Annotated in this window: 8 protein-coding genes and 1 pseudogene; 6 read left to right on the top strand and 3 right to left on the bottom strand. The window is 64.7% G+C overall.

Features of this window, described 5'->3' with window-relative positions; genetic code table 11:
* Positions 1–37: 37 nt before the first annotated feature.
* A complete protein-coding gene (locus FPZ41_RS10280) occupies positions 38–373 on the top strand; it encodes a hypothetical protein (RefSeq protein ID WP_007505730.1) in 336 nt (111 codons plus the stop codon).
* A 545-nt stretch (positions 374–918) separates the two neighbouring features.
* Positions 919–1,611: a hypothetical protein gene (locus FPZ41_RS46990; RefSeq protein ID WP_194236048.1), complete on the top strand. Its 693-nt coding sequence runs from the start codon at positions 919–921 to the stop codon at positions 1,609–1,611.
* Positions 1,612–1,746: 135 nt separating this feature from the next.
* Here FPZ41_RS46990 and FPZ41_RS10290 read toward each other — a convergent pair whose 3' ends face one another.
* On the bottom strand, positions 1,747–1,971 hold the full coding sequence (locus FPZ41_RS10290; RefSeq protein WP_152861249.1) for a DUF397 domain-containing protein: 225 nt from the start codon (positions 1,969–1,971) through the stop codon (positions 1,747–1,749).
* A 9-nt stretch (positions 1,972–1,980) separates the two neighbouring features.
* Positions 1,981–2,832 carry a helix-turn-helix domain-containing protein gene (locus tag FPZ41_RS10295; RefSeq protein ID WP_152861251.1) on the bottom strand — a complete coding sequence of 284 codons (852 nt, stop codon included), beginning with the start codon at positions 2,830–2,832 and terminating at the stop codon, positions 1,981–1,983.
* Positions 2,833–3,082: 250 nt separating this feature from the next.
* Between FPZ41_RS10295 and FPZ41_RS10300 the strand changes: the two genes are divergently transcribed.
* The 3 genes from FPZ41_RS10300 to FPZ41_RS10310 all read left to right on the top strand — a co-directional run bounded on the left by FPZ41_RS10300 (position 3,083) and on the right by FPZ41_RS10310 (position 6,549).
* Positions 3,083–3,514, top strand: a complete 432-nt coding sequence (locus FPZ41_RS10300; protein ID WP_152861253.1) for an ATP-binding protein — start codon at positions 3,083–3,085, stop codon at positions 3,512–3,514.
* A 105-nt stretch (positions 3,515–3,619) separates the two neighbouring features.
* Positions 3,620–6,148 carry a ricin-type beta-trefoil lectin domain protein gene (locus FPZ41_RS10305; protein ID WP_228022651.1) on the top strand — a complete coding sequence of 843 codons (2,529 nt, stop codon included), beginning with the start codon at positions 3,620–3,622 and terminating at the stop codon, positions 6,146–6,148.
* Entirely contained in the window at positions 6,148–6,549 is a 402-nt protein-coding gene (locus FPZ41_RS10310) for a hypothetical protein (RefSeq protein ID WP_152861257.1), read from the top strand. Before FPZ41_RS10305 ends, FPZ41_RS10310 begins: the two co-directional genes overlap by 1 nt.
* 93 nt (positions 6,550–6,642) lie before the next feature.
* On the opposite strand, the pseudogene FPZ41_RS10315 reads toward FPZ41_RS10310, so the two are convergent.
* A pseudogene (locus FPZ41_RS10315) lies at positions 6,643–7,161 on the bottom strand (tyrosine-type recombinase/integrase); the annotation flags it as partial.
* Positions 7,162–7,244: 83 nt separating this feature from the next.
* Between FPZ41_RS10315 and FPZ41_RS10320 the strand changes: the two are divergent.
* Complete coding sequence (locus FPZ41_RS10320; protein WP_194236049.1) at positions 7,245–7,634, top strand: hypothetical protein; 390 nt, start codon at positions 7,245–7,247, stop codon at positions 7,632–7,634.
* The last annotated feature ends 89 nt before the right edge of the window (positions 7,635–7,723 follow it).

Genomic DNA, 7,723 nt, shown 5'->3' on the forward strand with positions numbered 1-7,723 from the left:
CCCAGACCGGGTAAACAGGCTGGTAGAAGGTGGCCACATGCGTGAAGATGAACTCGAGGAGATCGAGGAGTTGTGCTCTGCGGCCACTCCGGCGCCTTGGTTCGTTAGGACCTTGGACGATGACTCCGCCATGAATCTTGTGGCGGTGAGCACGGCTCCCGACACTGGTGCTGCCGAGAGGTGGCCGAACTTTGATCATCGAGACATGATTGCCGCAACTTTGGTTCAGCATCCGCGATACGTCGATTCTGGCGACGAACGCTGGGACGAGAACGCGGCCTTTATTGCAATGGCGCGGGAGGCTGTGCCGCGCCTTGTGGAAGAGGTTAGGCGTCTCCGGGCCCTGCTTGCAGGTGAGGGGAGTGGTCAATGATGGGCTATTCGGGTTTCTTGGTTAATCGCGGAACCGGGGTCTGGATTCCGTCTTCTCGTTGGCCTGAGTGTATGGACGGCTAACCGAAGAGTGCGCAAGAAAGCGGCCCCCGCCGTTTTTTCCGGCCGAGATTCTTGCGGGATCCAAGTACTTGGGAGGTGGTTCGTAGTGGCTCTGGTAGCCGTTTGGGAACGGCCGTTTCGGATGTGGCACTTCGCAGTGAGCTACGACCAGCTCCTGTTGCGCAGCCTCGGCGACCTTTCTCCGACCCGAGTGGATGTTCTCTTCTCGAACGTCTACTTCCTTCACATGCCCTCCAAGTGTGAGAGGCTTGAGATTCGTTCAGGCGAGGGATTTGACCTGCCTGATGTGGAAATTCCGGCCGGCGTTCGTGGGAAGTGGTTCACTGTCAACGGTGGAATTGGGTACCTTTATGCGACACATTGTCAATGGCATGAAGACGAAGGTAATGCTATGACCCCCTCTCGTTTTGGCCCCCTTAAGAGAACGGACTGACGCGAGAGGCCCTGCCGGAAGGAGTGAGCGTGCTTCGGCTGTGGGGAAGTGCGGTGCTGGTGCTGTGCGGGTTGGTGTCTGCGTGTGACGTGGCAAGTGGTGATAGCGCCACGGGGGATGGTCTGGGTCTGAAGGCGGCGCCGCAGGTGAGTGCCAGTGCCGTGGCCGGAGCTGAAGGGCTAGGGAGGGAGGTTATCGGGGATGGCGATGTGGACGGTTTCAGCGTCACCGTGCCCGCCGCCTACGGTGTGGTCCGTCAGCAGGATGTGCGGGTCGCGCAGAGTGCCTGTGGCTCTGCGGGTTATGCCCTGTCGGGCACCGTGGTGGGGAAGCCGACGTCCACGGTGGTGCGTAAGGCCTCCGGCGAGGGTGCCGTCGTGACCGTGGTGCTTGCGGAGTACGTGGGGGAGCAGGCGCAGGGTGCGATGGGCGACCTCAGCGCGGTCGTCTCCGAGTGTGCTGGCGGGTTCGCCGTGACGGTGAACGGCGAGGAGCGCAAGGTCGGTAAGGTCGCTGCGGAGATCGCTCCGGCGGGGGCGGATCAGGCGATGGCGTTGGGGGCGGTCGTCGAGTCAGGTGGGGTGAAAACGCCGGTGAAGGTGGTCGTCCTGCGCAAGGGGGCCACGGTCGGCTACATCAGCGCCGTGCCGGCGGACAAGGCCGACAGGGACTTCGCTGTTCCCACCGCTGTTCTCGACGCCCAACTCGTCAAGCTCGGCTGAAGGTCGCCGCGAGATTAGCAGTTTTGGGCCACAGGTGGGCTTGGAAGTCCCTGGGCCTGATCCCAGCCGTAGGGTTGGCCCAAAGGTGCCAATTGCTGTCCTGTGTGGTGACAGCTACGGCCGCCTTGCCAACAGTTACGGGCAGTGCTCAGTCACATCGGGGGTCCCGGTGCCGAGTCTGCCCGTCTTTATGCCGTGGAGGAGGTGGGCGAGGGGGGCGGGGGCCGTGGTGACCCCAGTGTGTGGGGTGTCGCTCTCACGGAGGTGGATGGTGGTGGGGGCGGAGGCGAGTTCGACGCAGTCGTTGCCTTCACCGCCGCCGGAGAAGGACGACTTCTGCCACTGAGCGGGGGTGGTCATGGTTGCTCCTCACAGTTCCTTGGCCAAGTGGTGGATGAGGTCACGCGACTGCTCCGGGTTGAGCGACTCTCCCCTCACCTTACGGAAGAGGGTTCGAAAGTGCTCCAGTTGGGCCTCGGAGTCGACGAAGGCCGTGCCGTGGGGAGCATCGCGCACCACGGTGTCGAGGCGGGGTACCGCTCCTCCCAGGTGCACCATGGCGCTTCCGGCGCCGGCGAAGTCGTCCAAGTCGAAGGGGATGACCCGTACGGTGACGTGGTCCGCTTCGGACAGCTCCATGATGCGGGCCAGTTGAGTGCGGAACGAGGTTCGCCCGGCAACCCGGATGCGTAGTGCCGCTTCGTGGATCACGGTCTCGTACGGAATGGGGTCGGGACCCTCGATGACGACCTTCCGTTTCATGCGGTGGCTTACCCGGTGCTCAACCTCGCTCTGTGGGAACTCCGGGTTCATGTAGGAGAAGAGGGCTCTGGCGTAGGTCTCTGTCTGCAAGAGGCCGGGTACGTGGTTGACCGCAACGTCGTGACGGAACGTCGCGTGGTGGTCCAGCTCGGACAGGTCCAGGTACGCGGTGGGCAGTACCCCGCGGTACTCCTCCCACCAGCCGCGTGTCCGGTCGGTCGCCATCGCCGCCAGTGCCTCAACCAACTCCTCGTCCGCACAGGCGCAGTGAGCCGCCAGCCTGCGCAGCCGTTCCTCGCTGATCGCCGAACTGCCCGCCTCGATCTGGCTCATGTGCGTCGAGCTGGATCCGAGGAGTCCCGCCACCTCCTTGGCCGACTTACCGGCGGCCTCCCGCAGTTTGCGCAGCTCGGAGCCCAGGCGCACCTGTCGTGCCGTGGGCTGGTTACGCATCGTCATCCGAGCACTGCCTCCTCAACACCGCCAGGATCAGGTGCGGTTGTGACCCCTCGTTCGGGTGTCAGAGTACTTGAGGCAGTTGCGAGGGTAGGAATTCCTACCCTACCGTCAGTGACGCGACGCACACGCTGCGAAACGCCGGGAGTCCGGAAGTGCACCACTCCGTCCTGCCATGACGGCTGCGGCAATGCCACCGCCCGCGACCGCCATACCCCTTGCCATCCCCCTTCCGCTCGAACGGAGTTCACCCATGCCCGAAACCGAACCCCACGCGATCGGCGCCCCCTGGGAGTACTGGCTCCACATCCCGAACGACCTCCGAGCCGTGACCATCAGCCGCCGCACCCTCCGCCTGATCCTCACCATGCACGGCCTGATCCGGCTCGTCGACATCGCCGAACTGCTGGCCACGGAGTTGGTCTCGAACGCCGTACGTCACACCAAGGGCCCTGCCGCCCTCCGCGTCACCTGGAGGGACGGCGTCCTTCGCGTCGGTGCCTGGGATGCGGATCCCGAACCTCCGGAACCTCCATGCCCCTTGGACCAACTCACTGACCTGGACCTCGAAGGAGGGCGGGGCCTGGCTCTCGTCCGTTCCTGCGCCGATCTGTGGGGCTGGCAGCCGCTTACTAGAAACGGCGATCACGGCAAATACGTATGGTGTGACCTGGTCGCGGCGTAGCGAGCTGATCACGTCGGAGCGGCGCACGATCCGGGTCTGGACACGTCGAAGGACGCGACGACGACGTACTCGTACGGGGCTTCGGACGGCTCGCAGCCGCACACGTTGACGGGGACGTCGTCGACGTACAAGGCGGAGTCGGGTGCGCAGGTCACGAAGGCCGGGACGTACACGTACGACGACGCGGGCAACACGAAGTCGCGGACGGTCGACGGCTCGGAGCAGGCGCTGACGTGGTCGTGGGACGGTCAGGTCGACTCGGTCACGGGTTTTGGTGAGAACGGCTCGGGTGCGTGGCTGGGTCTGGCGAAGAAGTGCCTGGACGTGCAGGGCGGATTGACGACGGCGGGTACGCCGCTTCAGCTGTACTCGTGCAACGGCTCGAAGGCGCAGCAGTTGCGGATCGACGCGGTGGCGGGATCGTCGGATCCGTCGACGGGCGCTTTGAAGGTGCTGGGCAAGTGCGCGGTCCCGTCGGGCGGTGGCTCGGCGAACGGCACGGCTGTGGTGCTCGCGGAGTGCACGGGCGCGGCGGGCCAGCAGTGGAAGGCGACGTCGACGGGGACGTTGCAGCATGTGTCGTCGGGCAAGTGCCTGGATGTGCCGGGCGCGAACTCGGTCGACGGCACGGATCTGCAGCTGTACACCTGTAACAGCGCGGCGGGGCAGTCGTGGGTGCCGGCCACGCAGACGAAGTACGTCTACGGCGGTGACGGTTCTCGTCTGCTGTCGGTGTCGGCGACTCAGCTGACGCTGTATCTGGGCGAGGCGACGGTCTCGATGAACGCCAACAGGACGCCGGCGTTCACGGAGCGGTATTACGCGCAGCCGGGTGCGCCGACGGTGATGCGGAGTGCGGTCGGGTCGGGTGCGGCGGAGTTGTCGGCGCAGGTGACGGACCAGAACGGCACGGCGTACGTCAATGTGAAGCTGGCGTCGGGCAACCAAGTGCGGTTCTCCAAGACGGACCCGTTCGGTGTGGAGCGCACGGAGCACCCGAGCTGGCGCTCGCAGCGTTCGTACGTGGGCGGGGACGACGATGCGTCGAGTGGTCTGGTGCATCTGGGGGCGAGGGAGTACGACCCGTCGTTGGGCCGTTTCCTGTCGGCGGACCCGGTGCTGGACTTGGCGGACCCGGTTCAGATGAACGGGTATGTGTACTGCGAGAACAATCCGGTGACGTTCGCGGACCCGTCGGGGCTTGCGTCGGAGGGCGGGAACCTGACGGAGTTCGGGGGTCCGTCGGCGTCGCAGGAGGCGTGGGCGAAGAGCACGCTGAACACGTCGGTCGCGGACATCATCATGTCGGTCGGCTGGGCGGCGTTGAAGGACTTCGTCGGCTGGAACGACGTGGTGGGCTGCTTCTCGCGGGGTGATCTGTGGGCGTGCGGCAGCTTGTTCATCCAGGCGATCCCGTGGTCCAAGCTAGGGAAGATCCCGTCGGTGCTGAAGGCGGCGTCCCGTATCGCGGGTGCGGTCAACGCGTTGATGAGGGCCAAGGAGAAGGCCCGCAAGATCATCGAGTTGGCCAAGAAGGCCAGGGAGCTGGCGCGGAAGGCGGCGGAGGCGAAGAAGCGGGCGGCTGAGCGGGCGGCCCAGCTGAAGAAGAAGGCCAAGGAGGCAGCCACCCGGCAGGTGAAACGGGCGGTGCAGAAGACCGGCAATGCGGTCCAGAAGATGCAGAAGGCCGCAGCGAAGAAGGCCGAGGCACCCAGACCACAGACGAAACAGGCCAAGGCCAGCTCATCGGGCGGTGGCAAAGCCAACAGCAGCAACGATGGCGGCAGCAGCGGCACTAACCCGGGCTGCGAAAGCAACAGCTTCGTTCCCGGCACGCCGGTCCTGATGGCCGACGGCACCACCAAACCGATCGAGGACGTCAAGAACGGCGACAAGGTCCTAGCCACCGACCCGGAAACCGGCGAGACAAGCGTCGAGACGGTCACGGCCGAGATCAAGGGCAAGGGCGTCAAACAACTGGTCAAGGTCACCCTCACCACCGGTAGCGACAGCGACGACAAGGTCGCGAAGGCGGCCACGGTCACCGCCACCGACGGACACCCCTTCTGGGTTCCGGAACTCGGCAAATGGATCGACGCCACCAACCTGAAAGCCGGCCAGTGGCTCCGCACCAGCGCCGGCACCTACATCCAGATCACAGCCGTCGAACGCTGGACAGCGCCTGCGGCCACGGTCCACAACCTCACCGTCAGCGATCTCCACACGTACTATGTACTCGCAGGCACCACGCCAGTCCTGGTTCATAACTGCAATAATGCGGCGACTCATGACGTCGGGAACGTTGTCGATAATCTCGATGACAATGTCTACTTCCATTACACGAGCGAGGCAGGGCACAGTGGGATTTTGGCCGATGATGGCAATCTCAGGATTGGCGCCAACTCCGCCGGAAAGGTCCATGTGACCCAGGAAATTGGAAGCCCGGCAGAGATCGAGCAGAACATCTTCATTGGTAACCCGATGTATGCAGGAAAGGCCGACTACATGTTCGCCTTCCGAATGCCTGAAGGTGTCGAGCTTGGGCCGGGATCTCAGCCAAATGAGCTGATTACGAGAGGCTCGTTGAAGATCCCGGCGGGGAACGTTCTCTTCCATGGAAGGAACCCCTTCTGATGTCAGAACTGGTCGAGTTCGACAACTTTGCCCAGGTGGAGATGCTGCTCCGTGCCGGTATGGAGCTCAAGTTTGAGCTCTCCGATGACGCGGACGTGCTTAATGGGAGTCCGGTCTATGCGTCGGCACTGAATCACCTTCGCGAAGGTCTGATCTCTGGATTGCGTTCGAGCTCAACGCCAGGGCGAGCACAGAAACAGGCTGACTGGTATCGACTCTCGCAGCACCAGCATCGCTGGCGGATCATTGCACAAAGAGCTGCCCTGCACCCGCGTTGGCGAGACCTAACCGCGGTCGAAATGCGACACTGGGTCGAAACGCTCGCAGCACCACTCACAGTGGATGATGGGGCGCTGGAAGCCATCAAGGCGGCAGTCGAAAAGATGCTTGATGGTGACTGACAAATATTCTCGCCGATAGTCCAATGGAGGCCCCACCGGATCTATTTCCGGTGGGGCCTCTGGAGCGTCTGACGGCAGTATTTGACGGCAACGTCAGCGGACAGGTGCGGCACAGAGGGGTGGTTCGTCGCCGTCGTCGGGCTTGCCGGTGATCTCGGCGGGGTTGCGGAGAGCGTGGCCGAGAAGGTCGATGGCGTCGCGCTGGAGGCGGAGCCGGACGTGGGCGTACACGGTGGCGGTGACGCCGATGTGGGCGTGCCCCAACAGCTCCTTGATCACCACGAGTTCGACCCCCTGCTCCAGGAGGAGCGTCGCCGCCGAGTGTCGGAGGTCGTGGAACCGGATGCGGCGGAGCCCGGCACGGCGGAGCAGGGTGTTGAAGTGCCGGGTGAGGGTGGCTCCCTCGATTGGGGCTCCGTCGGGTCGGGTGAAGACGTAGCCGCTGCCCTTCCAGCCTGTCCCCGCCGATTCGCGCTCCTGACGCTGGCGGTTGCGGTGCTGTTCGAGAGAGTGCAGGCATGGCGTTGGCAGGGCGATGCGCCGTTCGGAGCTCTGGGTCTTGGTCGGAAGGGCGGTCAGCCCACCGGAGTTGGTGCGCTGCTGTGCGCGTCGGCCGCGAGCGTGCTGGCCGGCGCCCGCTCTCTCACCGCGATCGGCGAGTGGATCACGGACGCTCCGCAGTGGGTGCTGCGCGCATGCGGCTTGCGGCAGATCCGCTCACCGGCGCCGTACCGGTGCCGCATCCGGCCACGGTCCGGCGCCTGCTCGCCCGACTTGACGGCGATGTACTGGATGAGGCAATCGGCGCTTTCCTCGCGGCTCGCGCCAGACAACCGGAGCACGCTGTCGGCAAGCGCCCAGCACTGCGGGCGATCGCAGTGGACGGCAAGACGCTGCGCGGCTCACGCCATGCGGGCCGGGCGGCCGTCGCGCTGCTGGCGGCGATGGAGCACACCGGCGCTGTGCTCGCCCAGCGGCAGATCGCCGACAAGAGCAACGAGATCCCCGCTTTCGCCCCATTGCTCAACACCGTAGACCTCACCGGCTTAGGGCCTGTACGGAGTCGTGATCAGCGACTTGGCTGAAGGCTGCGGATCCAGATGACGGCGCCTCGTAGGTGGAGTCCGGCAAGGTAGCTCTCGGGGGTCTTGTCATAGCGGGTGGCAATGCCGCG

The sequence above is a fragment of the Streptomyces acidicola genome (genome assembly GCF_009377235.1).
Lineage (GTDB): Bacteria > Actinomycetota > Actinomycetes > Streptomycetales > Streptomycetaceae > Streptomyces > Streptomyces acidicola.

What these genes read in the sequence shown, in the direction of transcription:
- FPZ41_RS10295 (WP_152861251.1), bottom strand. Translation starts at nt 2,832, where the DNA reads ATGACGATGCGTAACCAGCCCACGGCACGACAGGTGCGCCTGGGCTCC.
- FPZ41_RS10310 (WP_152861257.1), top strand. Translation starts at nt 6,148, where the DNA reads ATGTCAGAACTGGTCGAGTTCGACAACTTTGCCCAGGTGGAGATGCTG.
- FPZ41_RS10290 (WP_152861249.1), bottom strand. Translation starts at nt 1,971, where the DNA reads ATGACCACCCCCGCTCAGTGGCAGAAGTCGTCCTTCTCCGGCGGCGGT.
- FPZ41_RS10300 (WP_152861253.1), top strand. Translation starts at nt 3,083, where the DNA reads ATGCCCGAAACCGAACCCCACGCGATCGGCGCCCCCTGGGAGTACTGG.
- FPZ41_RS10320 (WP_194236049.1), top strand. Translation starts at nt 7,245, where the DNA reads ATGCGGCTTGCGGCAGATCCGCTCACCGGCGCCGTACCGGTGCCGCAT.
- FPZ41_RS10280 (WP_007505730.1), top strand. Translation starts at nt 38, where the DNA reads ATGCGTGAAGATGAACTCGAGGAGATCGAGGAGTTGTGCTCTGCGGCC.